The following is a 26,618-nucleotide window of genomic DNA, read 5'->3' as shown; positions in this document are numbered from 1 at the left end:
AATATTCGTTTCGTCATGCATCCGCTGACGGCACCGGTCGTTAGAGCGGCATGGCCTCCATGACCGACCGTTCGCCCCCGGTGGCCTCAGCTTCATGCCAGGCAGCCCGGTTCGCTATGGTCCGCGGTCTTACCGAGGCGCTTGTCGCGCCGCTGTCCGATGCCGACGCCACCATTCAGTCCATGCCGGACGCTTCTCCGGCGAAGTGGCATCTGGCGCATACGACGTGGTTCTTCGAAACTTTCGTGCTGCGCGACCACCTGCCCGGCTACAGGCTTTTCGACGACGCCTGGCCTTTCCTGTTCAATTCCTATTACGAGGCGGAAGGGCCGCGCCACGCGCGCCCGCAGCGCGGGATGCTCTCGCGACCCGCGCTGGACGAGGTGCTGGCCTACCGCGCTCATGTCGATGCGCATGTGGAACTGCTTTTGCATCGCGCCGATCTTGCCGAACTGATCGCATTGGGGCTCAACCACGAGCAACAGCATCAGGAACTGCTGCTCACCGACCTGAAGCATGCGCTTTCGCTGAACCCCCTGGCTCCCGCCTATGCCTATCCGCGCGCGCCGGAGAGCGGGACGGCGTCCGCCGTGCCGATGGACTGGCACCGGCACGAAGGCGGCCTTCATCGGATCGGCCATGGCGGCGGGGAAGCTGGCTTCGCGTTCGACAACGAAGGCCCGGCGCATGAGGTGCTGCTCGAACCTTTCGCTCTTGCCCGTCGTCTCGTGACGAACCGCGAATGGGCGGAGTTCGTTGCCGACGGCGGCTATCGCAACCCGGCGCTGTGGCTGTCGGACGGGTGGGCCTGGATCAATGCAGAGGGGCTGACGGCGCCGCTCTACTGGCGCGAGGACATGGCCTTCACGCTGTCCGGTCTCCAGCCGATCCTGCCCGATGCGCCGGTTGCGCATGTCTCGTTCTATGAGGCCGACGCCTTCGCCACCTGGGCGGGGCACCGCCTGCCGACCGAATTCGAATGGGAAGTCGCGGCGGCGGGGCATGATCCGTCGGTTGGCGTCCAACTCGACGCGGGGGCCGGAGCGTTCGGAATCCACCCCCAAGGTTCGCCCGGGCTGTTCGGGGACTGCTGGCAATGGACCCGCTCCGCCTACCTGCCGTATCCGCGCTTCCGCCCTGCGGCGGGCGCGGTGGGTGAGTACAACGGCAAGTTCATGTCCGGGCAGTGCGTGCTCAAGGGCGCCAGCTGCGCAACGCCGCGCGGGCACTCGCGCGCCACGTACCGCAATTTCTTTCCCCCCGACAAGCGCTGGCAGTTCACCGGCGTGCGCCTCGCTAAGGACTTGTAGACCATGGCCACCGCCGTCCGCGAACTGATCGATACCTCCCGCGATGCCCTGCGCGCGCAGTTCCGCCGCGACGTGCTGACCGGCCTCTCGCAGCCGCGCAAGGCGATCCCGGCGCGCTGGTTCTACGACCATCGCGGCAGCCAGTTGTTCGAGGAGATCACGCGGCTGCCCGAATACTATCCTACCCGCGTCGAGACCGGCATCCTCATGGCCCACGCCACGCGGATCGGGCGCATGGTCGGATCACGGCATCACGTCGTCGTGGAGTTCGGCGCGGGCAGCGCGACCAAGACGCCGTTGCTGCTCGATGCGATCTGGACCGCCGCTTACGTGCCGATCGACATTTCGGGTACATTCCTTTCCGAATCCTGCGAGGCGCTGGCGGCGCGCTATCCCGACCTGCCGATCCACCCGGTCGAGGCGGACTTCAGCGTGCCCACCGCGCTGCCCGCCGAAGTGGGCGATCATCGGCGCCTGGGCTTCTTTCCCGGCTCCACGATCGGCAACATGGAGCCGATGGCGGCCGCCGACTTGCTGCGTTCGATGCGCGAGACGCTGGGCGCGGGCAGCCTGTTGTTGATCGGCTTCGACCGCATCAAGGCGGAGGCGGAACTCGTCCGCGCCTACGACGATGCGCAAGGCGTGACGGCGGCGTTCAACCTCAATCTGGCGGAGCGCATCAACCAGGAGCTTGGCGGCACGATTCCGCGTGACGGGGTTGCGCACCGGGCGGTCTGGAACGACGATCGCGCCCGGATCGAGATGCACATCGCGGCGACGCGCGACATCGATTTCGAGGTCTGCGGTCGCTCTTTCACGATGGCGGCGGGCGAGACGATCCACACCGAAAACAGCCACAAGTACGATCCGCGCAGCGCCGACACGCTGCTGCTGGCAGGGGGCTGGGAACCGCTGCAGGGCTTCGGCGATGCGGATGACAAGTTCATGGTCATCCTCGCCCGCGCGATCGGCGATGACCTCACCGCCTGACGGTGGAAACGGGCTGAGCGCGTTGCCAGTTTAAGGCGAAGTCACGGTCCGAGCTGCCTCAACGGGGGGCGGGGCGGTCTCGCGTGCCTGGGCCGGCATCCCAGTTGGCCGATGTCGGTGCACGGTGCTAGGGGCGCAGGAGCAGCACGGGCTTCCAGCCCGGGCAACCAGCACAGGAACCCAATTCGATGATTCAGGCCGGCCCGACGTTCAAGGAAAATCTGCAGCAGCTTCCGCCGATCGCGGGGGTGGATCGCATCGATCTCGTCGGGATTGACGGCGCGGTGGTCGCCAGCATCGAGAATCAGCCGGGCAAGCAGGGTTCGCTCGCGGTCTACCAGTACCTCAAGCAGTCGTTCGGCACGCTCGACGCCCGCGCGGCGGAGCATGGCCTCGACGTATTCGCCGAGCACACTGCCGATGCCCGCAACCGCCCCGGCGCGCATCCCAACATCGACCGTCTTCTGGAAGTCGCGGCGGGCGGCGGCACGCTTGCCATCGAAGTTATACCCCAGCCGCTCGGTTGAGGGCGCAGTGCGCACTGGCTGCTTGATTGCGGCGCGCGCACACAAGTTTTCGGCGAACGGTGCAACGCCCGGCTACGACCAGGGTGCGGCAGGTCAGATGACCCGCCGTACTACTGGAAGGAGCATTCGTGGCCTGCAAGCGTGACCGAGTTGGCTGGAAGGGATACCTCCCGGCGATCACGACCCCGTTCGACGACCAGCGCAACCTCGACTTCGATGCTCTCGGCACTCTGCTCGAATGGCTTCATGGGGAAGGCATGCACGGGCTGGTCGTCGCGGGGACGACCGGCGAGTGGTTCAGCCTAGACGCCGGCGAACGCCATGCGCTGTTCGCGGCGGCGGGCGCGCAGATGGGCAAGCGGCTGCCGCTGATCGCGGGATGCAGCGCCTATACGCCTGCGGAAGTGCTGGCGCACATCGAGCAGGCCCATGCCGCCGGGTTCTCCGGCGCGCTGGTGACGCCGCCGCCTTATGCGCGGCCCGGCGACGAGGACATCCTTGCTTTCTACACGACGATCGCGCGGCACAGTCGCCTGCCGATCTGCGTCTACAACTGGCCGCCGGGCACCGGGATCGACATGTCCCTGCCGCTGCTGGAGCGCATCGCCGCTCTCGACGCGGTGGTAGCGATCAAGCATTCGACGGGTGACATGGCGCATTTCATGGCGACCTTTTTCGCGCTTCACGGCGAGGTCCGCGTGTTCGGCCTGCCGCTGGACGAAGTGGGCCTCACGATGGTGCGGTTGCACGATGCGGACGGAACGATGGGCGCGGGCGGTGTGCTGGGCCACAACCAGCCGGATTTCTACAACCTGGCATGGCAGGGCGACTTCGACCGGGCGCTTGCCTGCGGGGCGAAGGATCGCGTCATCATGCGCGAATGGTTCACACCTTCGCTGGTCGGGCGCTTCGGTTCCGCCGCCGCCATCCTCAAGGCGGCGCTCAATGCGCGCGGCGTCCCCGGCGGGCGGGTGCGTTCGCCGTTCCAGGACGTGAGCGCCGCGGACGCCGGGCGCATCGCGGCTACGCTTGCCGGGCTCGGCTGCCTGGGTGACACGCCAGGCGTGCAGCGGGCGATGGAGGGCGTGGGCTGATATTTCGCGGCGATCGCGGGCGCTAATTTGCGTCAGCGACAATGAAACCGGGATGGCGATCGCATTGATCGCACCGGGCTGAAATGGAAGCATCAGGACCGGCCGCAAGGCCCGCAGAGAAGACAAGAGCACCGCGCCGGAACGAGCGCGGCACGAATGCAGGCAACCAGGAGGAAGTCAGTTGGCGCGTTATCGCATTTTCGCGGTGGCGCCCGGCCTTTCAGCGCATGAGGGTTTGATCCATGAAGACACGATACATGACTGCCATTTCGACCAAGGCGCTGGTTTGTGCCGGACTGGTCTCCGGGGCGTTCGCCGCCTTCTCCGCGCCCGCCATGGCCCAGACCGCCGACGAGCCGAGCGCGCCGAACGAGATCACCGTCACCGCCCGCAAGCGCAACGAGACCGCGCAAACCGTCGCCGACCCGATCAGCGTCGTGACGGCCGCGAAGATCGGTAATGCCGACTTGCGCACGCTGCAGGACGCGGTGCGCCTGACCCCGAACCTCGTCGTGCTCGACGGCCTCTATCCGGGCTACAAGACCGTGTCGTTCCGTGGTTTCACCACGCTCGGCCGTGACGGCGAGTTTCCCTTCGCCACCGTCGTCGACGGTGTCGTCCAGCCGGGCCAGATGTTCTTCCAGCAGGACCTCGTCAACGTCCAGCAGATCGAAATCCTGCGCGGTCCGCAGGGCACGCTCTACGGCGGCGGCGCGATCGCGGGCGCCATCAACATCGTGACGCGCAAGCCGACCAACGAATACACCGGAAACGCTTCGTTCCAGTATTTCAACGGTGACGAAAAGCGCGGTCTGGTCGGATTGTCCGGTCCGATCATCAAGGATAAGCTGTACTTCTCGGTCGGCGCATCGGCTTACGATACCGATGGCCTCATCAAGAATCTGGCGAGATCCGAAGAACGTCGATTTCGGCAAGGGCCTGACCACGCGCGCGCAACTGCTGTTCACGCCGACCGAAGACCTGACTTTCGCCCTTAGCGCCACGACGACCGATAGCAAGACCGGCGGCCTTTGGCTGGCCCCGGTGCCGGATGTGGACTTCAAGGATACCATCCCCGATCCGAGCGAGAACCAGGCGGGCATCGTGAAGACCAAGCTGCGCGGCTATTCGCTGAAAAGCGACTGGGCACTTGGCGGGGCGACGCTCACCTCCGTCACCGCCTATTCGCGCGGGCGCGACTACACCACGGCGGATGGCGATTTCACGGCGGTCGATGCCTATACGCAGACCGTGCACTTCGTCGATACGACCTGGTCGCAGGAACTGCGCCTGACTTCGACCGGCGAAGGGCCGTTCAAGTGGAACGTCGGCGGCTATTACCAGGACGAAAAGCGCGATTATCAGAGCAGCTACGGTCCTGTCGGCGGCACGCCGGGCCTGAACGACAGCCTGAGGCACTATGAGACGTTCGCATTGTTCGGTCAGGCGTCCTACGAACTGACCGACCGCCTCGAACTGACCGGCGGCTTCCGCTACGACTGGGAAAACCAGTCCTACTTCGATCGCCTGAGCGGCCAGATCCTCAAGCAGAAGTTCAGCGAGCCGCAGGGCAAGGCATCTGTCTCCTACAAATGGAGCCCGGACCTGTTCACTTATGCGACCTACTCGCGCGGTTATCGCAAGGGCGGGTTCAACCCCAGCAGCAGCGCCGAAACGCTGTTGTATTACGCCCCGAAACGGCCGACAACTTCGAAGCCGGGTTCAAGAGCAACTTTGGCGGCAGCCTGATGACCTTGAACGGCGCCTTGTTCTACACCGACTTCAAGGGGCAGCAGTTCTCCACCTCGCGCGTGCTGGAGGGTGACGGTATCTACACTGCCATCTCCAACATCGGAAAGACGCAAGTGATGGGTGCAGAAGCCGAGCTGTCGATCCGGCCGACGCGCGGGCTCAGCATCAACGGCTCGGTCGGTTACTCGGATGTGAAGATCAAGAACTTCGTGCCCGAGGATCAGGACGCTTATCACAACAACGTAATCCCGCAGATCTACCGCTTCACGGCGCAGCTCGGCATCGACTACGAAGCCGATCTGACCGACGATTTGAAGCTTGTCGCGCATGGTGACATGTCGCATCGCGGCAACGTCTACTGGGACGTCCAGAACTCGCTGGAGACCGGGCCGAAGACGTTCTTCAACGCCAAGGTTACGCTGCAGAAGGGCATGTGGTCGCTCTCCGCGATCGGCCGCAATCTCAGCAACGAGAGAACGCCGATGGCGGTCGGACCCCACGCACTGGGGACCTCGACGCTTGCCAGCTACAACAGCCCGCGCCAGTACGGCGTCGAGGTCGGCGTGAAGTTCTGATCGGACAGGGCCGGTGGGGGTGCCCCCACCGGCCCGGTTCGTTCGGGTCACAGTATATAAGGCAAGGCATTGCACCGCAGGGACATTCTGAAGTGGATCGCCGCCGCCGCGTTCAGCACGCCGGCGATGGCGCAGGGCATGGCAGAGCATGCCGGGCACATGATGGGCGGTGGCGATGCAGCCCTTTCGGTGCCGCCGCCACCGACCTACACGCCGTTTCCGCCTGAGCGCCACGCAGCGCTGGAGCGGCTGGTGGACCTCGTCATCCCTGCCGACGACACGTCCGGCGCCAAGGATGCGGGAGTGACTGGTTTCATCGAACTGATGCACCAGCACTGGATGAACGTCGGGGAGCGCCGCCGCTGCGACGCCGAACTCGATCTCGTGCTGGCCGCCTTCGCTGCCGGGGGCGATCCGGTGGTCACGCTCTACGACGGCACGCGCTTCAAGGCGCCGACGCTGCGCAAACTGACCGTCTACGGCTATTACACCAGCGAGATCGGCGCGAGCCAGGAGCTTGATCTCAACCTCGTGCCCGGCGCCTACGACGCCTGCGCGGCACTGGGCGCCGACGATAAGGCGCCCTCTCTCTACGTCTGGGGAATTTCGATGAGCCTTGCGAACGGAGCGGGCGCCTGATGGACGCAGACGTCATCGTCGTCGGCTCGGGCATTTCGGGCGGCTGGGCCGCGAAGGAACTGACTGAGCGCGGCTTCTCTGTGCTGTTGCTGGAGCGTGGCCGCGACGTCGATCCTACCAGCGACTACGTCACCGAGCACCTCGCCCCTTACGAGCTGCCCTATCGCGGCTTCGGCGACCGCCACCGCTATCAGCGCGACTACAAGGTCCAGTCGCGCATGGCGGGACTTTCGGACGCTAACGAACACTGGTTCGTCAATGATGCCGAAAACCCCTACGAGACCGCACCCGAGGCGGACTTCGCGTGGATACGCGGCTATCACCTCGGGGGCGCTCCATCACCTGGGGGCGCGCTTCCTTTCGGCTGAGCCCGCTCAACTTCTCCGAAGCGGGCAAGGACGGCCACGGCATTCCGTGGCCGATCGGCTACGATGACCTTGCGCCGTGGTATTCGCACGTAGAGCGCTTCATCGGCGTCAACGGCGATGCGGACGGCATTCCCTCTCTGCCCGACGGCGAGTTCATGCCCCCGCACGGCATGAACTGCGTGGAGGAGCACGTGAAGGGTGCGGTTGCCGCGAAGTTCGGCGGGCGCCCGATCATCAACGAACGCAGCGCCGTGCTGACCCAGCCGATCGGCGACCGCCAGCCGTGCCACTACTGCGGCCCGTGCATCCGGGGCTGCTCCACCGGTTCCTACTTCAGCAGCGAAAGTTCGACGCTTCCGGCCGCGAAGGCGACCGGGCGGCTCAAGGTGATGACTGACGTGGTGGTGGACTCGCTCATCCACGATCCGGCGACGAACCGCGTCACCGGCGTGCGGATCATCGACGCGAAAAGCCGCACGCGCAGCACCGTTTCGGCGCGGGTGGTGTTCCTCAATGCCTCGACGCTGGGGTCGACGCAGATCCTGCTCAATTCCCTCGATACGCAGACCGGACGCAGCTTCGCGAACCGTTCCGACGCACTCGGCCGCTACCTGATGGATCACGTCATGGGACCATTCGGTCTGGCGACGATCCCCGGCTTCACCGACCGGATGCCGATGGGCAACCGGCCGAGCGGCATCTACATCCCGCGCTTCCAGAACCTCGACGGCAGCGACCGGCAGTTCCGGCGCGGCTACGGCTACCAGGGCAGCGCCTCGCGCCAGATGTGGACGCGGGGAGGAGAGGGCGACGACATCGGCCTGTCGCTCAAGCACCGTCTGCGCCAGCCGGGGCCGTGGCAGATGTTCATCGGCGGCATGGGCGAATGCATGCCTTATGCCGACAACCGCGCTACGCTCTCCAGCCAGACCGACAACTGGGGCCGTCCGCAGCTGCACGTCGAATTCCACTGGCACGAGAACGAACTGGCGATGGCCAGGGACATGGCCGCAGAGGCGAAAGCCATGCTGGAGGCCGCCGGGGCTACCGACATCATGGTCGGCGATACCCTCGGGCCGGGTGGCCTCGCCATTCACGAGATGGGCACCGCGCGAATGGGCGACGATCCGGCGCAGGCGGTTCTCAACGCGCGCAACCAGTGCCATGACGCGGCGAACGTGTTCGTGACGGACGGCGCCTGCATGACCGCTTCGGCCGCGCAGAACCCGTCGCTGACCTACATGGCGCTGACAGCGCGCGCTGCCGCCTTCGCGGCCGACCAGATGAAGCAAGGAGTGCTGTGATGACCGACTTCGCCCTTTCCCGCCGTGGCCTGCTGGGCGGTACGGCCCTGTTGGCGACTGGGCTGGCGGCAGGCTCCATGCTGGGCGGCGCCGGCGCCTTTGCCCGCCCGCCGAAGCGGCCGCTGGGCATCCAGCTCTACACCCTGATGACGCTGCTGGATGCCGACTTCGAGGGCACCGTGGCGAAGGTCGCGAAGATGGGATACCGCGAGGTCGAGACGCTCGGCAGCTTCGGCCGCGACCCGGCTTTCGTCCGCGAGGTCTTCGATCGCAACGGCCTCGTTTCGCCCTCTCAGCACATCATGCCGCCGGGCTTGTACGAAGTGTTCGACGATGGCGTGGCGGGCCGCATCGACCGCGCCACCTTCGAGCGCAAGTTCATCGAGGCGTTCGACTTCGATCAGGTCGAGGGCCTGATCGACGCCTGCGCCAAGCAGGCCCGGCCGCTCGGCCAGAAGTACATCGTGTGGCAGATCAGCTGGCCCTCGCAGCTGCAGTCGCTGGAGCAGATCAAGCAACTCATCGCCGCGCTGAACCGCGCCGCGCAGGCTGCTCACGATCGCGGGTTCCAGCTGGCGTACCACAATCATGATCAGGAATTCAAAAAGGTCGGCTCCGACGTCCCCTACGACCTGATCATCGAAGGCACCGACCCCGACAAACTGAAGTTCGAACTCGACCTTGCGTGGGCGACCAAGGCGGGCGTCGATCCCGTGGCCTACTTCAAGCGCCATCCCGGCCGGTTCCGGATGGTCCACATGAAGGACGTCGCCGCCGATGGCAGCGTGCGCGATCCGGGCACGGGTCTGGTGGACTTTCGCCGCATCATTCCGGCTGCGGAGAAGGCGGGGGTCGAGCACTTCTTCGTGGAATACGACGTGCCCACCGACCCGCTACGCACCGCAGCGGATGCCCAGAAGTACCTCGCGCCGCTGATGTGACCTGCCAGCGGGATAATGAAATAAGAAAAGGCCCGGTCGCATGAAGCGGCCGGGCCTTTTTGATGCCGATCAGCTGGCTTCGGGCCGTCCGATGACCTCGAAGCGGGCGATCTTGCCGTCGCGGAACCGGGCATGGGCCATGCAGACTTCGGAACCGGACTTGCCTTTGGCGGTGAAGGTGCAGCGATATTGCACGAAGCCCTGTGTCTCGTCGGCGAGCGTCGCGATCACAGGGGTGACCAGTTCGACCGCATCGCAACGCTCGCGAATTCGGGCGAAGTGGGCGCAGATGGCTTCGGGGCCGGTGCCGCGCACGCCGCCGTCGACGATGAACTGGGCATCGTCGGTGTAGTGCGCCGCAAAGGCGTCGGGCGTAAAGGCGTGTTCGCGGAAGGCCCCGTTCCACCAGTCGAACATGCGGGTGATGGGGCTGAGGGTATCGGTCATGAAAGCTCCGTTCAGGTAAGGGCTGCGGCGGGGCGCGAGCCGGTCACCCGGTCGGCCACGAAGAGGAAGACCATCGCCGCCAGCAGGGCATCGACGGTGGGGGCATGGGTGATCTCGAACAGGCCGAGGCCGACGTTCGCGCGCGGCAGCGCCGCCACGCCGACTGCTATGCCGAACACCCATGCCATCAGCGGCGCGGCGCGGAACGCCGGGATCGGTGCATTGGCGTCGGTGTAGCGGCTGCGCTTCATCAGGAAGTCGGCGACATAGGCGCCCGACATCGGCGCGATCAGCAGGCCCATGAAAGTCAGCCAGACGATGAAGTGGCCAAGGATGTCGGCCGCGGCGAGGCAGGTGCCCAGCACGCCCGCGACGACCGCCAGTTGCCAGCGCTCAACCTTCGGGAACAGCGCCGAAAGCGCCAGCGCCGAGGCGTAGAGGTTCTTGTCGTTGCTGGTCCAGGTGGCGAGGATGATGATCAGCGTGCCCGGCAGCGCGATGCCCGCCGCCAGCATCGTCGCGACGAGATCGGCGTTGCCGTAGAGCGTACCGAGCGCGGCGGCGAGGATCAGCAGCAGCGGAAAGGCGATGGCGTAGTTGATCGTCATCGCCGTCGCATTGTCCCCCGCGGTCTTCAGGAAGCGGCTCAGGTCGGGGTTGATCGAGCAGCCGAACACTTCGGCGCCGACGACCACCGAGACGATCATTCCAAGCCCCATCGGCTCTGTGATCGGGCGAGCAGCGAAAAGTCCCGCCATGCCGTGCCGGTCCAGCCCGATCGCCAGCGGTACCAGCGTCGCCATCAGCAGCAGCGGCACGCTGACCACGGCGACCTTGCCCATCGCCTTGACCCCGATCACCGCCGTCGAGGCGATCAGCGCGCCGACGAGGACGACGCCGATCCGCTCGTCCAGTTCATAGGCCAGCTGGGTGCGCAGGATCGCCGCGAGGCTCTTGACGAGGATTTGCGTCTGCAGACCGAACCAGCAGAACGAGGTCAGCACCATCATGCCCACGATCGCCATCGACCCGCGCCGCCCGAAAGTGCGCTGGATGATCATTGCGGTGGGCAGGCGGGCGACGAGACCGACATAGCCGGTCAGCACGCCCCACAGGCCCAGCAGCGCGCTGCCCAGGATCACGCCGATGGCGACGGTGGTGAAGTTCGCATGCTGGCCCAGCTGTCCACCGAACGCGAAGAACGGGACGGAGATCGAGACGCCGATCAGCACCATCGTCAGGAACGGCCAGCGGCGCAGTTCCCCCTCTTGGGGCGGGCGTTCGGGATTGCGTTCGACGATCCCGGCGATCTTGCGCAGCAGCTTCATTATCGAAAATGTCTCCAGTGCCCGCCGCCACGGGGAGGCGCGGCGGAAGGGCGGGTATGGCTCAATGGTGTCAGACGTATCGGGCAGGGCAAAGGGGAGAGGGCGGGTCTTGCGCGTGATGCAATGACTTCGCGAAGACTTGTGCCGTTTGCGCAATATCATCGGCGGCGAGTTCAGGGATTCACATCCGGGAAAGCAGTGCATGAAGAGATTTCGCGTCGCCGTCGATATCGGCGGGACATTCGTGGATTCTGATCCTGTTCGATTCCGAAACGGGAACGACAAGGCTCGCCAAGGCATCGACCACCCCTGACGAACCGGTGCGCGGCGTTCTGGCCGCGCTCGACCGCCTCGGCGTGTCACTGAACGACACCGAACTGTTCGTCCACGGCACCACTCTGGGCCTCAACGCGGTAATCGAACGGCGCGGGGTCGAGACCGGCATCATCACCAATGCGGGCTTCCGCGACGTGTTCGAGATCGGCCGCGCCGACGTTCCAGCCGCCTCGATGTACGACTACCGTTACCAGCGCGAGGCGAGCATCGTGAAGCGCCGCCACCGCTTCGGCGTCGGCGGCCGCATTGATGCGCACGGCAACGAGGTGGAACCGCTCGACGAAGCCGCCGTGCTGGACGCTGCGGGCAAGCTGGTCGAGGCGGGCATCCGTTCGGTCGCGATCTGCTTCCTGCACAGCTACCGCAACCCGGTGCATGAGGCGCGCGCCGCCGAAGTCATCCGCGAAGCCTATCCGCAGCTGGCGGTCTCCGCTTCCAGCGCGATCACCCGCGAATACCGCGAGTACGAGCGTACCGCGACCGCCGTGGTCGATGCCTACATCAACCCGATCTTCAACGATTACGTCGGCCGTCTTGAGAACGGGCTTGTCGAGAACGGGTTCTGCGGCAAGCTGCTGATCATGCGTTCGGCAGGCGGGGCGATGACCGCGCAGACCGCGCGGCAGGCGCCGATCTACACCGTGCTGTCCGGCCCTGCCGGCGGTCTCATCGGCGCGGGCCAGCTGGCCAAGGCGATCGGCCGCGACCGGGTGCTGACGCTGGATTACGGCGGCACCTCGCTGGACGCCGCTGTCATCGAGGACGGCGAGCCGCTGGTGATGCACGAGGCGCCGCTGGCCGACCTCCCCGCGCTGATCCCGATCTTCGACATCCGCTGCATCGGCGCGGGCGGCGGCTCGATCGCCTGGGTGCAGGAAGGGCTATTGCAAGTCGGCCCGCAGAGCGCCGGTTCGCAGCCCGGCCCGATCGCCTACGGTCGCGGCGGCAACGAGCCGACCACCACCGACGCGGCGCTGATCCTGGGCTTCCTCGATCCCTCGACGTTCCTGGGCGGTACCGTCGACCTCGACGTTCCCGCCGCGAGGCAGGGCATGCAGGACCGCGTTGCCGGGCCGCTCGGCATCGATATCGACCGCGCGGCGGCGGGCATTTTCGACGTTCTCGTCGCCCGTACCGCCGGTGCCATCCGCGAGATCACTGTCGAGCGCGGCCGCGATCCGCGCGACTTCTCGATGCTCGCCTTCGGCGGCGCCGGGCCGCTGATCGCTCCGCTGATCGCCCGCGAGGTGATGAACGCCGAACTGATCGTGCCGCAGAACCCGGCCGTGTTCTCGGCCTGGGGCATGCTGATGTCGGATATCGTCACCGACGTCGCGCTGACCCAGCTGCGCCTGCTCGAACCCGAGGCGCAGGGCCCGGTGGAAGAGGCGTTCGCGACGCTCATCGAGGACGCGCGCGCGCAGCTTGAAGGGCAGAGCGGCACCCAGACCGAGCGCCGCTTCCTGCGCCTCGTCGAATGCCGCTATGCCGGGCAGGAACACGCGCTGGAGATCGAACTGCCCGAGGGTGAGGATCTCGCCTCGCTGCGCGCCCGCTTCGACGACCTCCACCGCGAGCGCTACGGCCACGCCATCGCCGCGCCGGTTCAGATCGTGACGCTGCGCGTGCGCGCCAGCGCGGTCATGCCCAAGCCCACCCTGCCGATCGTGCCCGAGGCCACCGGCCCGGCGTCGGACGCGCAGATCGGCGCGCGCGAGGCGTTCTGCTTCGCCCGCCGCGAGCGCACCCCGTTTGCGGTCTACGATCGCAAGCTGCTGGGCGCGGGCCACACCTTCGACGGCCCCGCGATCGTCGAGGAAGGCACCACCACCACCGTCATCCATTCCGACCAGACCGTCGCCGTCGATCCGCACGGCCACCTCATCGTTCGCAGGAAGTCCGCATGAGCACCGAAACGAAGCTTGATGGCGCGACCGTAGAGGTCATCCGCAGCTACCTCGTCTCCGCCGCCGAGGAGATGCGCCGCACGTTGATCCGCACCGCGTTCAACCCGGTGATCTACGAGGTGCTGGACTTCGGCATCTCGATCTACGACGCCGATCTGGAACTGATTTCGGACGCGCCGGGCCTCGCATTCTTCCTGGGCGCCAACGACTACGCAATCCGCAAGGGCGTGGAGTTCGCGGGCGCGGAGACGATGCGCCCCGGCGACATCTTCATCATGAACTACCCGTACTGGAATTCGGCGCATGCGCTGGATGCTACGTTGTTCGCGCCGGTCTTCGCCGACGGCGAGGACAGGCCCTTTGCCTATACCTGCATCCGCGCGCACTGGATGGACCTTGGCGCCAAGGATCCGGGCTACGTGCTCGATTCCACCGACATGCACCAGGAAGGCCTGATCTTCCCCGGCACCCGCATCTACAAGGATGGCGCGCCGGTGAAGGACATCATCGACATCATCAAGTTCAATTCGCGCATGCCCGGGCCGGTGATGGGCGACCTTGATGCGCAGGTCGCGGCTACCCGCACCGGCGTCGAGCGCCTGAACGCGATCCTCGGCAAGTTCGGTCGCCCCGCCTTCGATGAGGCGGTAGGCCGCATCAAGGTAGCGAGCGAAGCGCTGGTCCGCCGCGCGCTGGCCGACCTGCCGCGCGGCACCTGGGAAGCGGGCGATGTGGTCGACGACGACGGCATCAGCGACGATCCGGTGCCGATCCACGTCAAGGTCACCATCGACGAGGAGGGCCTCACCTGCGACTTCTCCGGCTCCTCCCCGGCGGTGCCGGGCCCGATCAACATCCCGATCGGCCTGACCGAGACGATCTGCAAGTTCGTGCTGAAATCGCTGACCTCCGCCTCGCAGCGCAACAATGCGGGCTCGTTCCGTGCACTCAAGGTGATCGCGCCCGAAGGCAACCTGTTCCACGCGGTGTACCCCGCCGCCACCTTCACCCAGTGGCCTGCGCACCTCGCGCTGGAACTGGTCTACAAGGCGCTGGCGCAGGGCATGCCCGAACGCATCGCGGCCTGTTCGGGCGGCGACACGCTGGGCTTCATGATGATCGGCACCGATCCGGTCACCAAGTCGATGTACGCGGTTTCGAACAACGAGCCGGTGGGCTGGGGCGGCAGCGCCGAGTTCGACGGCATCAATGCCACCAACCACATCTCGGGCAGCCTCGTGCGTAACACGCCGATCGAGGTCATCGAGATGAAGACCGGCATGATGATGGAGCAGTTCGAGATCAAGCCCGATCCGGGCGGCGCCGGCAAGCGCCGCGGCGGCATGGGCACCGAGCGCCTGATCCGCTTCACGCAGGACGGCGAGTTCCTGTCGATCACCAAGCGTTCGAAGGAAAAGCCGTGGTCGCTGGGCGGCGGCGCGCAGCCCGAGACGAACGAGTTGATCGTGCGCGCGGGCACCGATGCCGAAAAGCGCGTGGGCACCTACCGCATGCCGGTGGCGATCGGCGATCGCGCCATCGCGCGCGGTGCGGGCGGCGCGGGCTACGGCCTTGCGACCGAGCGCGATCCGGCGGCGGTGCTGGACGACGTGCTCGACGGCTACGTCTCCGTCGAGGCGGCGCGGGAACTGTACAAGGTGGCGATCGTCGGCAGCGCCGTCGATGTGGCTGCGACCGAGGCTCTGCGCGGGGGCTGAGGGTTCGGACGACGCAAAGCAAAGGCCCGCCGGATCGCTCCGGCGGGCCTTTTTGTGTTTCGGCAGAGGGTTACTTCGGCAGCGAGGCCAAGTACGCCACCAGCGCGGCGCGCTGCGCCGGATCCTTGACCCCGGCAAAGCCCATGCGATTGCCGGGCACCATGCCGGAGGGCTTCGCCAGGAAAGCATCGAGCGTCTTGGCATTCCAGGTCACGCCGGCCTTGGCCATCGCCGGCGAGTAGCGGAAACCGGGGATGCTGCCCGCCTTTCGGCCCGAAACGCCTGCGAGGTTAGGGCCCAGCTTGTTGGCGCCGCCCGTATTGGTCGTATGGCACATCGCGCAGCTGCGTGCGAAGACCTGCGCGCCGGCGGGGGCGGGGCGGCGAAGGCGGGGGCGGCGGCAAGCGCACCGGCGGCGGCCAGTGCCGCTGCGGCGATGGGGAAAGTCTTCACTGTTGTTTCCTCACGGTTTTTCCGGGTCATGGTCCGGGGAGGCGGTCACGCGGGGCAGCGTGCCACGGGGTAGAGCATGTGACGTTCGTCGCGGTAGGGTGAACGCAGATAGAACCACTTCAGCCGCGCCATCGGGTCGGCGGCGAAGGCGTTGTCCGAAGCCAGTTTCGCGTGGAATTCCGCGCTGAGGTCGGGGTCGGTCGCCAGCATCTCGTCGGCCATTGGCGCGATGACGTAGGCTTCGAGGTATTCGACGGGGTCGAGCATGCCCGCGACGTAGCCTTGCGCGAACAGTGAATCGGCGCAGACTGGCTCAAGCATGTGGATCGCCAGATCGCCAAGCCTTTGATCCGTAGTCACAAAAGCCGATCCCGGGGCGAATTTCTCGACGCGCCGCTCGACGCCTGCGACGCTGGCCTTCAGGACGATCCGGCGTTCGGAGACACCGCCCGCCATCTCCAGATCCGCGAGGCGCAGCATGTCCACTTCCACCTCGGTCCATGCCTCGGCGATCTCCATCGCGATGCCGTGGGCGCGCAGGCGGTCGAGCACGTCGAACTCGCTGGCGGGCACCCAGTAGCCGCGTGGGCGGGCGATCGTCTGGCCCGGAATCGAGCCCAGAACGGGGGTTTCGAGTGCGGGAAGCGGTGTGCCGAGCCAGCGTACTTCGCGCGCACCGCTTGCCGGGGAATCGTAGAATTCCGAGGCGATCGGGTGGAACATCGTGGTCCGCACCGGCTCGGGCGCCATGTCCCAGGTGAGGACCGGCTCCGCCACGCGGCGTTCCCGGTCGGCGCGGGAGGCGGCGCGCAGCGGCACCGAGCGGCACCTAGCGGCACTCAACGACGCCTCAAGCAGCGCATACGTGCCCAAAACGCGCTGGCGCACCGGCTTGAGCGAGTGGTTCTCCACCAGCACCGTGGCGATGTGGCGAATGTCGCCGTAACCATGCGAAAAACGCGGCGGGAACGCGGGCAGCATCAGCCCGAGTTCGGGCCGGCGATCGTCGGCGGCAAGGATCAGCGGACCGGGCAGGTGCCCCAGGGCGCGCATGTGCGCATCGACCAGCGGGCGGTAGCTGTCCTCCAGCCAGGCGCTCAGTTCGGGCGAGGCGGAGTAGCGGGCTTCCTGGAAACCGTAAGTGATGTCGTACTGGTAATCGAGGCCGTCGGTGACGTGCAGGTCGATGAACAGGTCGGGATCGATGCAGCCCAGCAGCTTGATGATCGCGCGGATTTCCGGCGAATGCGCCTTGACGAAATCGCGGTTGAGGTTCAGCCCCTGCGCCGAGGCGCGCCAGCCCTGTTCCTCGGGCCCGCGCTGGTTGGGGCGCGCGTAGACCGAGCGGCGCTCGTGCCCGTCGGGATTGAGCACCGGCACGAAGTACCAGTCGCAGCCGTCCAGCAGGTCCGCCTTGCCGCCCACCGCGATGTCGCGCAGCAGCATGAGGCCGGCGTCCTTGCCGTCGATCTCGCCGGGGTGGATGCCGCATTCGGTGAAGACGCGGACCGGGCCTTCTCCGTCCGGAGCCGCAGCGGCGCGGTCGAGATCGGTGCTGGCGATGACCAGCGTGAGCGGCCGCCCTTCGGCGGAAGTGCCGTATTCGTAGAGCCGGATCAGCGGCGAGGCCTCCGACAGCCGGACGAGGAACGCGCGGGTCTCCTCGTACGTCGGCGTGGTCTGGAGATCGTCGATCTCGGCCGGAGTCACCCAGGGGTCGGACGGCTGGCGGATCAGTGCTTCGCTCGGCCCGGTCCAGGGCTGCACGGGGGAGGGGGCGCGGCGCTCCGGCGGCCAGTAGGCGGGCTTCATCGTCTTCCTTTCACAGGTCGGCAACACGCTACCGCCCGTTCGTTGCGTGCGCGGGCACAAGACGTTGCGTGGGGGTTCGGTTGAGCGGGGCGTGGGCCGGTGCCGCGAAATTCGCCGCAGGCGAATTTCCTGACAGACTCAATGCGTCCAGCTGCGCATCTTCGCTTCGAGAACCGTCAGCAGCTTGGCCGGCGCGCCTTCCAGCTGGCGGCCGAGGCGGGTGATGAGGTGGACGGATACCGGCTCCGCCTCGGTCTCGGCGAAGGGGATGGCGATCAGGCGGCGGCTGGCGATCTCGCCGAAGGCGGCGATCTGCGGCAGCACCGTCGCAAAGCGGCCCTCGCAGGCGAGATCACGCATCATCACGATCGACGAAGTCGTCTGCGCCGGTTCGAGATAAGCGCCTGCGGCGGCCTCCATGTGGCTGAGGATCTGGCGGATGCGAAAGCCCTTGGGCGGCAGGCACAAGTCATGCTGCGACAGGTCGGCGATCGACACCTGGTTCTTGCGCGTGAGCGGGTGCGAGGGATGGACCAGGATCATCAGCGGCTGCGCCACCGACAGGCGCACGCGCACCTTGGGCTCCGGTTCGATCTGCAGGACGAGGCCGACATGCACCTCGTCCTCCTCTACCATCCGCACGATCTCGCTGGTGGAGCCGACGTGGGTGTCGATGTGCAGGCCGGGGTTCTTCTTGTGGAAGGCGTCGATGGTCTGGAAGAAGGCGCTGGTCAGGAACCCTTCGCCCACCGCCAGCCGGATCGAGCCCTTGCGCACCCCGCGCAAGTCCTGGATGCGCGAGCGCAGCGCGTCCAACTCGGCGATGTGGGTGCGGTGGAAGTCGTAAGTGAGCTGTCCCGCCTCGGTCAGCTTCACCGAGCGGCGACCCTTCTCGATCAGGTTGACGCCGAGATAGCCTTCGAGCTGCACGATCTGGCGGCTGATCGAGGAGACCGCCACCCCCAGCTTCTCGCTGGCGAGGCGCATCGAGCCCTGGCTCGCCGCCTCGTAGAAATAGCGCATCGCCACGTCCATCAACATCTTCGTGCAGACCCTTCCACCACCCTCGGGCAACAGGAAGGAGGATAACCGAGGGCTGCCGTCTGGCACCTGCGGGAAATGGACAGGATCGTGCAGATTCGGCCAGTAGGCCCTGCGCTTTGGCGCTGTCCGGCGTATGGCAGCGCATTCGCGGGGCTTGCGCGGGAAGCGCCAAAGACGTTAGCCTTTCGCACATGCGAAAGCCTGTGTGCTCCCTCTCATGGCCCGAAACCTCCGGAACGTCAGTCCTCGGAACGGCCCGGCCGTCGTCGGGCGGGACGGCATGACCGCATCGGGGCGCGTCAGCCCTCTAACGCCGCCGGATGACGTATCCGCGACAGCGCGTGTCGAAAATCGGCCTCCCTCCCCGGAGCTTTCTCCTCTCCCGGTCCCGCCGACGCCTTTTACCGTGGAAGTACGTCTGGGGCGGCTGGCCAAGCTGATCGAACCCGCTGGGACGGAGCGGGTGCTGCAGGTCTACGGCCCCACCGGCCTCGGCAAGACGACCCTGATCGCCAACTACGCGCTGGCTCGCGGGGCGGTGCAGCGGCAGTTCCGCTGGCTGGGCCTGCATCCCGCGCATCTGCGGGACGAGGACGCCTTTCGGCAGACGCTGGCGGAGGCGCTCGGTCATCCGGGCGAGACGGCGTTCGATCGCATTCGGGCCGTCCTTCGCGGGCGCGGCGATCAGGTGCTGGTGGTCGATGCCGGTGCGCTGGAGCCGGGGCCGCTTGGCAAAGTGCTGGGAGAACTGGTGCACTGGACCGGGACCGAACTGCAGGTCTGGTTGATCTCGCGCCGGCCCAATGCGGCGATGCTGGCCGAACTGCGCTCGCCGCATCTCGTGCGCACGCTCGATCCCGGGGCGCTGCTGTTCGATGCGGATGAGGTGTTGGGCCAGGGCATCGCGCAAGGGTGGCCGCTGGCCGAGGCGGTCGTCGCAGCGTTGTCACCGGGGAAGCGGACGCCGACCGGCTGCTCGATCATGCCGGCGGCTTGCTGGAAGCGGCGATCCGGGAAGGCATCTGGCAGGGCCTTTCGGCCACGACCCGCGATTTGCTGGCGCAGACTGCAATGCTCGAGAGGGTGGACGCGCGGCTGCTGCCGCACATCGCCGCGCCGTTGCCGGCCTATCCGGTCCTCGACGAGATCGCCACGCTGGCACCGCTCGGGCAGGTCAGGCGCGGAGCGGGCGGCGGTTTCTCGCTCCATCCGCTGCTGCGCGCCTTCGCCTTGCGCCAGCTGGAGCGCGGTGAGCCTGCCCGCAGGGACCGGGCATACCGGCAGGCGCTGCTCCATCATGCCGAGCGCCGCGCGCCGGAAGCGGCGATCGCGCTGGTGCAGGATACCGGAGACCACGGCCTTGCGCGCATGGCCTTCGAGACTTTCACCAGCACCGAACTGCTGCGCGCCTCGGGCTACAACCGCCTGCGCTCGGCGATGGCGCAGCTGAGCCCCGAAGCCGCCGAGCAATCGGGGCAGATCCGCATCACGCAGGCAGTCGTGGCGATGAAGGAAGGGCGCTTTCCCGAAGCGCGGCGACTGCTCGAATCCGCGCGCGAGATGTTGAGCGAGGACATGGCCTACCAGTCGCCGTCGCTCTCGCGCGTCTATACCGATTTCGTCATCGCCCAGCACGTTCTGGCGTTCCACGCCCATACCGAGCTGACCGAGGCGCAGCTTTCGGAAGGATATTTCTGGTCGACCTACACCAACGACCTGACCAACGCGGCTTTCGTCTACGCCTTGCGCAGCCTGCACTACCTGCGCCGGGGGAGATCGCGCTGGCCCAGGACCAGATCGAGATTTCCCGCGCCAAGTATGAACGGGCGACGAGCTATTACGGTCTGGGCTCCGCGCTGCTGGTGGACGGCATGATCGCGCTGGCGGGCGGGCGGCTGGAGCGGGCGGCGGCGCTGGCGACCGAGGCGCAGGTGCTGATCACGCGCGCCATGCCGGACGATGCGGGCCTGATGGCCGTGGCCGAATGCGTCCTGTGCGAAGTGGAGTTCGAGCATGGCCACGCCGATGGTCTGTTCGACCGGGTCGATGCCGCGTTGCGCGATCTTGAGGCTTGCGACGGCTGGCCCGATGCCTTCGTCATCGGCTACCGCGTCGGCACACGGGCCGCTCTGGCGGCAGGGGAGGAGGACCGCGCGCTGGGCTTGCTCGACCGGGCGATCCGGTTGATGCGCGGGCGCGGCCTCAGCGACATCGAGCGGTATTGCCGCATCCTGCGCGCGGGCATCGTCGCGGACGACGCGGGCGGTGCGCAAGGCTGGCGCTCGCGTGATGTAGCCGCCAACCTCGTCACGCCGAACTGGATCGCCTGGCGCGAGAGCGACGAGACGGCCCTCCTGGACGGGCGCGAGGCGCTGGAAGCCGGGGACCATGCCCGTCTTGGCGGCATCGTTGCCCGGTTGCAGGAGCAGGCGGGCGCATCCGGGCGGCGGATCACGGCGATCCGCGCGCTGCTGCTTTCGGCGGTGGGCGCATTCGGCGACGATCACGTGGCAGAGGCGGTGCAGAGCCTTCGAAAGGCGGTCGCTCTGGCCGAGGCCGAGGAGATCGTGCAGCCCTTTGCCGAGCACGGCCCGGTCCTGCTGATGGTGCTGGAGGCGATGAAGGCGGCGCCGGCCTATCGCTCGGCGGGGCGCGGCACGCGGGGGTTCTGCGCCGCCCTCGGGCGTGCGATCGCGGCCCGCACGCAGGACGCGGACGGCGGGGTGGCCTTCGTCCCGCGCGAATTGCAGGTGCTCCATTGCCTGACGCAGCGCCAGTCCACCAAGGCGATCGCGCGCGAGCTGGGGCTGTCGGCCAGCGCGGTCAAGTTCCACCTTGCCAATATCTACCGCAAACTGGGCGTCAACAAGCGCTCCGAAGCGGTCGTCGAAGCCCAGCGTCGCGGCGTCGCGACCTGAGAGCCGCCGTCGATGGGTGCGGGTCTGGATGTGGGTATTCGTGTAAACGATTACTGGCATAACTCCGTGCTATTACGCGAAATTATCGGGCAACAGGCGGATACAGCGTTGCGCTCATCGCAACGAACCTCACGGATTGGCTGCATTGAAGGGCAACCGCGCTCGTGTGACGTTTCTGTCATCCGGCGATGCGGGGACACTTGCTGTCGCGCCGGTTAAAGCACAATCGGGTTGAAAGGGGTTCCATGAAGATCGAGACGAGCACTGCGCTGAAGCTTTTCGTAACCGGCATGATGGCCGGCACCGCGCTCTGCGCCGTGCCTGCACTCGCGCAGGACGCAGCGACGGCCGCTGAGGGCACCGGCGGCGACATCGTCGTCACCGCTTCCAAGCGTACGTCCTCGACCGTTCAGGATACCCCGATCGCCGTGCAGGCGCTGGGCGGCGACGCGCTGAAGGACAAGGGTGCGGTCGATTTCGCGGACTTCTACCACGCGATTCCGGCCCTGTCGGTTCAGGACGAAGGCCCCGGCGACAAGCGCTACGTCATTCGCGGCGTCAACTCGGCCGGTGCCAGCACCGTGGGCATGTACCTCGACGAGACCGTCATCACCGGCGAGAACGCGCAGGACGGTGGCGGCCAGGCTCCCGACATCAAGCTGTTCGACATCGACCGCGTCGAAGTGCTGAAAGGCCCGCAGGGCACCACCTTCGGCGCCAGCTCGATGGCGGGCACGATCCGCTACATCACCAAGAAGGCCGATCCCGACGGCGGCGTAAACGGTTACGTCCAGTCGGCCCTGCGCGCCACCAAGGGCGCATCGCTGGGCATGCAGACCGACGGCGCCGTCAACCTGCCGGTCATCCCCGGCGTCCTCGCCGTGCGGGCGTCGGGCTTCTATGCCGACCTGCCGGGCTGGATCGACAACCGCTTCGAGAAGGGCGCCAATGCCGAAAAGAGCAAGGCCGGCCGCCTGACCGCCCGCCTGCAGGCAACGCCCGACCTGACGGTAGACCTCACCGCGATGTATCAGGACGTCCATCAGGACGCGAAGAACTTCTACAACAAGCTGGATTACGACGGCAACGCGCTGCCCTCGAACTATCAGGCCGACGAAGTGCGCGCGCCCTACAGCGACAAGAGCGAAATCTACAACGCGACCGTCAACTACAAGCAGCCCTTCGGCACGTTCACCGGCACCGTCTCGCGCTTCGTGCGTGACACCAGCTTCGTGCGCGACGCCTCGCTGGCGGCGCAGGCGTTCCTTGGCCTGCCGCACGACACCACCGGCCGCAGCGCTCTGAAGCAGGACAAGCACCGCCGGGTGGACAGCGGCGAACTGCGCTTCGCGTCCGACTTCGACGGTCCGTTCCAGATCCTCGTCGGCGGCTTCTTCCAGAACGAGAACCGCTTCTTCAACAGCTCGTGGCCCAAGGCTGACGTAAACGGCAACCTGCCCGCCGATGCCGACATGCTGCTCGACCGCACCGTCGACACCCGCATCAAGGAACGCGCGCTGTTCGGCGAACTCAGCTACGAGATCGTGCCGGACCTGACCTTCACCGCAGGCGGCCGCCTGTTCGACTTCAAGCTTGAGCAGCAGTCGGTCGCCAACGTCGCGTTCGGCGGCGGCACCGGCGCGGGCGCCGGTCCGGTGCTGCACACCAAGGACAACGGCCTGATCGGCCGCTTCAATCTGGCGTACAAGCTGAGCGATCAGGTCAACACCTACGTTCAGGTCGCGCAGGGCTACCGCTCGGGCGGCACCAACGACCAGACCGCCGCCGCCATCGCCAACGTCGTCATCCCCGACGGTTACGGCTCGGACTCGCTGTGGTCCTACGAGTGGGGCGTGAAGACCACGCTGCTCGACCGCAAGCTGTTCCTGAACGGCGCAGTCTACTACATCGATTGGTCGGACATTCAGGTCTCGCAGCAGGCGACCGACGGCACCGTGTCGTTCGGCTACACCGGCAACGGCGGCAAAGCCGAGGTCAAGGGCATCGAAATGACGCTCGATGCGCGTCCGGTCCCGGGCCTGCAGATCAACCTGTCGGGTAACTACAACACCGCCAAGCTGGCGCAGGACAACCCCGTCGCGGGCACCGGCAACAAGGGCGACCGCATCCCCTACGTGCCGGAATTCACCGGCGCGGGCAGCGTCAACTACACCACTTTCGTGGACGCGCTGGGCGTGGACGCTTCCTTCGGTGCGGACGTGAGCTATCAGGGTTCGATGGCGACCAAGTTCAACCCGACCATCGACAACTACCAGCCACTCGACTCCTACTGGCTGGTCGGCATGCACGCCGGCATCAGCAAGGGTCCGTGGCAGGTGAACCTCAACGTCACCAACCTGTTCAACGACCAGACCACGATCAACTACAACGAGATCGTCCCGGGCGTGTACCCGCTGGGCTACTACATGAACCGTCCGCGCACCGTCAGCCTGTCGGGAATGGTGAAGTTCTGATCATGACCTCTGCTGTCTCGAAGTTCGTCCTCGGGTCGCACCGTACGGCAGTCGCATCCCGGAGAGCCTTGCTCTCCGGGATCGCGTTTTGTGCCGTGGCGACCGCTCCCGCCTTCGCAGCCCCGGCCGACAAGCCGTGGCTGGACGCCGCCCGCACGCCCGAACAGCGGGCGGAGCTGGTGGTCGCGGCGATGACGGACGACGAGAAGCTGAAGCTCCTTCAGGGCGATACCGAGCTTGATGCCAACGGCACCGGCGTCAACGCCTGCGTCGGCCACATCAGCGGCATCGCCCGCCTCGGCCTGCCGCGCCTGTGCATGGGCGATGGCCCGGCGGGCGTCGGCAACGGCATGAAGGGCGTGACGCAGTTCCCCGCCCCCGTCATGGGCGCGGCGACCTTCGACCGCGACCTGATGACCGCCTACGGCAAGGCGCTGGGCGCCGAGCACGCGGGCAAGGGGCGCAACGTGGTGCTCGCCCCCACCATCAACATCATCCGCACCCCCAAGTGGGGCCGCCTTGCCGAGACGCTGAGTGAGGACCCCTACCTGACCGCGCAACTGGGCACCGCGATCACCGGCGGTATCCAGTCGCTCGGCCTGATCGCCACGCCCAAGCACTTCGCGGCGAACAACCAGGAATGGCTGCGTCTGGGCGACGGTCCCGCCTACGAGGCGGTGGACGCCATCGTCCCCGAGCGCGCGCTTCGCGAGATCTACTACCCCGGCTTCGAGGCGGTGGTGAAGCAGGGCAAGGCCGGCTCGATCATGTGCGCGTACAACCGCGTCAACGGTGAGTACGCCTGCGAGAACCCCGGCACGCTGGGCAATCTCAAGCGCTGGGGCTTCGACGGGTTCGTCGTTGCCGACTGGTACTTCGCCCACCGCTCCACCGCGCCCTCGGTGAAGGCGGGGCTGGACATTTCCATGCCCGGCGGCGTCAGCCCTTCGGGTTCGCGGAGTTCTACGGGGTCAAGGAACTGAAAGCCGCGCGGGCGAGCGGCGCCATCACGCAGGCCGACATCGACGGCATGGTGAAGCGCATCGTCACCCCGATGTTCCGCCTCGGCCTCGTCGATCATCCGATCGCGGCGGCCGACGCCAATGCGAACGTGCGCGATCCGGCGCACCTCGTTCTCTCGGAAAAGATCGCCGAGGAAGGCACCGTGTTGCTGCGCAACGAGCGCGGCGTACTGCCCCTGAAGGCGAAGACTATCGCCGTGATCGGCGACGATGCGGGCGCGAACGTCCAGACGTCCGAACGCTACGGCGGTTTCGTGAAGACCGAGGACGTCGGCACGCTCAAGGCCCCGGTCGATGCGATCAAGGCGGCGCTCGGCGACAAGGCGAGCGTGACATATGCGCGCGGCACCCTTGGCATCGCGCCGCTGCCCGCCATGCCGGCCTCGGCCTTCGAGGGCCTGACGGCGCGTTACTACGCCTCGCCCGACTGGAAGGGCGAGCCGCTCGTCACCCGCAAGGAAGCGTCGATCGACTACGCCGAGGCCGGTCCCAAGGCGGGCGTGCAGGGCTTGCCCTCATTGTGGTCGGCGTGCTGGACGGCGGGCTTCGTGCCGCCGAAGACCGGCACTTATCGCTTCTCGCTCAACGGCGGCGGCGAGATCGCGCTGCTGATCGACGGCAAGCGCGTGGCCTACGTGCCCAAGCAGAGCTTCCGCCTTGCCACTCACGGCACCGTCTGGCTCGAAGCGGGCAAGCGCGTGGCGCTGCAGCTTGATTATTCCAACGCGCCGACGCTCTCGGCCAACGAGTTGCGCCTCGGCTGGCAGGCGCCGGATTCGACGCTGATCGACGAGGCGGTCGCCGCCGCGAAGAAGGCGGAAGTGGCTGTGGTCTTCGTCGCCGATCACGTTTCCGAAGGCGCGGATCGCACCGATCTCAAGCTGCCGGGCGATCAGGACGCGCTGGTCGAGGCGGTCGCTGCGGCCAACCCCAACACCGTCGTCGTGCTCCACACCGTCGGCCCGGTGCTGATGCCGTGGCGCGACAAGGTCGCGGGCATCCTCGCCGCCTGGTATCCGGGCGAGCAAGCGGCCGATTCCATCGCCGCGCTGCTGACCGGCAAGGCCAACCCCTCGGGCAAGCTGCCCGTTACCTTCCCGGCGGACGAGGTCAACGGCCCCGCCGACCAGCCCGCCCGCTACCCCGGCATCGGCACCACCGCGCGCTATGACGAAGGCATTCTCGTCGGCTACCGCTGGTACGACGCCAAGGGCATCGCGCCGCTCTATCCCTTCGGCCACGGTCTGTCCTACACCCGCTTCGCCTACAGCGGGCTGAAGCTGGCGAAATCGGGCGATGGTTGGTCGGTGCGTGCCACCGTGCGCAACACCGGCAAGGTCGCTGGCGACGAAGTGGCGCAGCTTTACGTCTCGATGCCCGCCGCCGCCAACGAACCGCCGCGGCATTTAAAGGGCTTCGCGCGCGTCTCGCTGCAGCCGGGCAAGTCGGCCACGGTCGAATTCCCGCTGGACCGCCGCGCGCTGTCCTACTGGGACGAGACCGCGCACGACTGGCAACTGGCCAAGGGCAGCTACCGCGTCCAGATCGGTTCCAGCTCGCGCGACCTGCCGCTGGGCAAGGACTTCGATCCGGCGCGGTGACCTGCTAGGGACTGGCTTCGTCATTGCGAGCGCAGCGAAGCAATCCATAGCGGTGTAG

22 protein-coding genes and 2 pseudogenes are annotated in these 26,618 nt (G+C 66.8%); 19 read left to right on the top strand and 5 right to left on the bottom strand.

The annotated features are described in order from the left end of the window. The first annotated feature begins 50 nt into the window (after window positions 1–50). The 11 genes and pseudogenes from egtB to KZO24_RS23065 all read left to right on the top strand — a co-directional run bounded on the left by egtB (window position 51) and on the right by KZO24_RS23065 (window position 9,500). Window positions 51–1,310: an ergothioneine biosynthesis protein EgtB gene (gene egtB / locus KZO24_RS23115; protein WP_271184423.1), complete on the top strand. Its 1,260-nt coding sequence runs from the start codon at window positions 51–53 to the stop codon at window positions 1,308–1,310. A 3-nt stretch (window positions 1,311–1,313) separates the two neighbouring features. Beyond that, entirely contained in the window at window positions 1,314–2,300 is a 987-nt protein-coding gene (gene egtD / locus KZO24_RS23110) for an L-histidine N(alpha)-methyltransferase (protein WP_271184424.1), read from the top strand. 188 nt (window positions 2,301–2,488) lie between these two features. Beyond that, window positions 2,489–2,827, top strand: coding sequence for a DUF2322 family protein (locus tag KZO24_RS23105; protein ID WP_271184425.1), 339 nt, complete (start codon window positions 2,489–2,491; stop codon window positions 2,825–2,827). Window positions 2,828–2,955: 128 nt separating this feature from the next. Beyond that, window positions 2,956–3,921, top strand: a complete 966-nt coding sequence (locus KZO24_RS23100) for a dihydrodipicolinate synthase family protein (protein WP_271184426.1) — start codon at window positions 2,956–2,958, stop codon at window positions 3,919–3,921. Between the two features lie 257 nt (window positions 3,922–4,178). Continuing rightward, window positions 4,179–4,919 (top strand): TonB-dependent receptor plug domain-containing protein, encoded by a 741-nt coding sequence (locus KZO24_RS23095; RefSeq protein ID WP_486487289.1) that lies wholly within the window; start codon window positions 4,179–4,181, stop codon window positions 4,917–4,919. Then, window positions 4,807–5,577 (top strand): annotated as a pseudogene (locus KZO24_RS23090) (TonB-dependent receptor domain-containing protein); the annotation flags it as partial. The gene KZO24_RS23095 and the pseudogene KZO24_RS23090, both read left to right, overlap by 113 nt. After that, window positions 5,514–6,248 carry a TonB-dependent receptor domain-containing protein gene (locus KZO24_RS23085; protein ID WP_486487288.1) on the top strand — a complete coding sequence of 245 codons (735 nt, stop codon included), beginning with the start codon at window positions 5,514–5,516 and terminating at the stop codon, window positions 6,246–6,248. The pseudogene KZO24_RS23090 and the gene KZO24_RS23085, both read left to right, overlap by 64 nt. 69 nt (window positions 6,249–6,317) lie before the next feature. After that, a complete protein-coding gene (locus KZO24_RS23080; protein WP_486487287.1) occupies window positions 6,318–6,887 on the top strand; it encodes a gluconate 2-dehydrogenase subunit 3 family protein in 570 nt (189 codons plus the stop codon). Continuing rightward, window positions 6,887–7,255 (top strand): FAD-dependent oxidoreductase, encoded by a 369-nt coding sequence (locus tag KZO24_RS23075; RefSeq protein ID WP_486487286.1) that lies wholly within the window; start codon window positions 6,887–6,889, stop codon window positions 7,253–7,255. The genes KZO24_RS23080 and KZO24_RS23075 overlap by 1 nt, the downstream gene beginning before the upstream one ends. Beyond that, entirely contained in the window at window positions 7,192–8,559 is a 1,368-nt protein-coding gene (locus tag KZO24_RS23070; RefSeq protein WP_486487285.1) for a GMC oxidoreductase, read from the top strand. The genes KZO24_RS23075 and KZO24_RS23070 overlap by 64 nt, the downstream gene beginning before the upstream one ends. After that, a complete protein-coding gene (locus tag KZO24_RS23065; RefSeq protein ID WP_271184430.1) occupies window positions 8,559–9,500 on the top strand; it encodes a sugar phosphate isomerase/epimerase family protein in 942 nt (313 codons plus the stop codon). The genes KZO24_RS23070 and KZO24_RS23065 overlap by 1 nt, the downstream gene beginning before the upstream one ends. Window positions 9,501–9,569: 69 nt before the next feature. On the opposite strand, the gene KZO24_RS23060 is transcribed toward KZO24_RS23065, so the two are convergent. Next, a complete protein-coding gene (locus KZO24_RS23060) occupies window positions 9,570–9,947 on the bottom strand; it encodes a nuclear transport factor 2 family protein (protein WP_271184431.1) in 378 nt (125 codons plus the stop codon). Between the two features lie 11 nt (window positions 9,948–9,958). Continuing rightward, window positions 9,959–11,275, bottom strand: coding sequence for a purine-cytosine permease family protein (locus KZO24_RS23055; RefSeq protein WP_271184432.1), 1,317 nt, complete (start codon window positions 11,273–11,275; stop codon window positions 9,959–9,961). A 227-nt stretch (window positions 11,276–11,502) separates the two neighbouring features. On the opposite strand from KZO24_RS23055, the gene KZO24_RS23050 reads away from it, so the two are divergent. Further along, window positions 11,503–13,518 (top strand): hydantoinase/oxoprolinase family protein, encoded by a 2,016-nt coding sequence (locus KZO24_RS23050; RefSeq protein WP_486487755.1) that lies wholly within the window; start codon window positions 11,503–11,505, stop codon window positions 13,516–13,518. Beyond that, window positions 13,515–15,236, top strand: a complete 1,722-nt coding sequence (locus KZO24_RS23045; RefSeq protein ID WP_486487284.1) for a hydantoinase B/oxoprolinase family protein — start codon at window positions 13,515–13,517, stop codon at window positions 15,234–15,236. Before KZO24_RS23050 ends, KZO24_RS23045 begins: the two co-directional genes overlap by 4 nt. Window positions 15,237–15,306: 70 nt before the next feature. Here KZO24_RS23045 and KZO24_RS23040 read toward each other — a convergent pair whose 3' ends face one another. From KZO24_RS23040 to KZO24_RS23030, 3 genes are all read right to left on the bottom strand, one after another. Then, complete coding sequence (locus tag KZO24_RS23040; RefSeq protein WP_486487283.1) at window positions 15,307–15,573, bottom strand: c-type cytochrome; 267 nt, start codon at window positions 15,571–15,573, stop codon at window positions 15,307–15,309. Between the two features lie 161 nt (window positions 15,574–15,734). Then, on the bottom strand, window positions 15,735–17,501 hold the full coding sequence (locus KZO24_RS23035; protein WP_486487282.1) for a M14 family metallopeptidase: 1,767 nt from the start codon (window positions 17,499–17,501) through the stop codon (window positions 15,735–15,737). Window positions 17,502–17,639: 138 nt separating this feature from the next. Then, window positions 17,640–18,536 (bottom strand): LysR family transcriptional regulator, encoded by an 897-nt coding sequence (locus KZO24_RS23030; protein ID WP_430098822.1) that lies wholly within the window; start codon window positions 18,534–18,536, stop codon window positions 17,640–17,642. A 226-nt stretch (window positions 18,537–18,762) separates the two neighbouring features. On the opposite strand from KZO24_RS23030, the pseudogene KZO24_RS23025 reads away from it, so the two are divergent. From KZO24_RS23025 to KZO24_RS23000, 6 genes and pseudogenes are all read left to right on the top strand, one after another. Next, a pseudogene (locus KZO24_RS23025) lies at window positions 18,763–19,188 on the top strand (P-loop NTPase family protein); the annotation flags it as partial. A gap of 269 nt (window positions 19,189–19,457) precedes the next feature. Beyond that, window positions 19,458–20,420: a winged helix-turn-helix domain-containing protein gene (locus KZO24_RS23020; RefSeq protein ID WP_486487281.1), complete on the top strand. Its 963-nt coding sequence runs from the start codon at window positions 19,458–19,460 to the stop codon at window positions 20,418–20,420. Then, window positions 20,417–21,463, top strand: coding sequence for a helix-turn-helix transcriptional regulator (locus tag KZO24_RS23015; RefSeq protein ID WP_486487754.1), 1,047 nt, complete (start codon window positions 20,417–20,419; stop codon window positions 21,461–21,463). The genes KZO24_RS23020 and KZO24_RS23015 overlap by 4 nt, the downstream gene beginning before the upstream one ends. A 245-nt stretch (window positions 21,464–21,708) precedes the next feature. Then, complete coding sequence (locus KZO24_RS23010) at window positions 21,709–23,937, top strand: TonB-dependent receptor (RefSeq protein WP_271184439.1); 2,229 nt, start codon at window positions 21,709–21,711, stop codon at window positions 23,935–23,937. 95 nt (window positions 23,938–24,032) lie between these two features. Next, on the top strand, window positions 24,033–24,920 hold the full coding sequence (locus KZO24_RS23005; RefSeq protein WP_486487280.1) for a glycoside hydrolase family 3 protein: 888 nt from the start codon (window positions 24,033–24,035) through the stop codon (window positions 24,918–24,920). A 47-nt stretch (window positions 24,921–24,967) separates the two neighbouring features. Further along, window positions 24,968–26,560 (top strand): glycoside hydrolase family 3 C-terminal domain-containing protein, encoded by a 1,593-nt coding sequence (locus tag KZO24_RS23000; RefSeq protein ID WP_486487279.1) that lies wholly within the window; start codon window positions 24,968–24,970, stop codon window positions 26,558–26,560. Window positions 26,561–26,618: the final 58 nt, after the last annotated feature.

Source organism: Novosphingobium sp. NFX11 (genome assembly GCF_057376415.1).
The sequence above is the reverse complement of the archived record's forward strand: the minus strand, read 5'-3'. Positions and strand labels throughout refer to the sequence as shown.